This is a genomic window from Staphylococcus sp. HMSC14D10, assembly GCF_001808125.1.
Classification (GTDB): domain Bacteria; phylum Bacillota; class Bacilli; order Staphylococcales; family Staphylococcaceae; genus Staphylococcus; species Staphylococcus haemolyticus.
The window spans coordinates 41,332-41,589 of record NZ_KV792262.1; the positions used below are offsets into that span (position 1 = coordinate 41,332).

General features: G+C 33.7%; 1 pseudogene. It reads right to left on the bottom strand.

From position 1 onward, the window contains the following. Nucleotides 1-258: pseudogene (locus HMPREF3134_RS12545) on the bottom strand (pathogenicity island protein); the annotation flags it as partial.

Below are 258 nucleotides of genomic sequence, written 5' to 3' on the forward strand. Positions count from 1 at the left end.
GCTTGATGTTTAATAAGTTCAATCGCCTTTTTACGTCTAGCCTCGTCAAACACTTCTTTTTTAGTCGATAAGCGTTTCTCTAATGCTTTCAATTTCTTCTCATTACTATCAAATGTAGTATAGAGTGCGTCAGCCTCATCATCTTGTGAGTTAGCAATTAATTCTTTATATTTTGCTTTATCTTCTTTAATTCGCTGAGTAAGTTCCTGACGCTCATTTTCAAGTTTATTGATATTCTCTCTTTGACCTGTGACATAT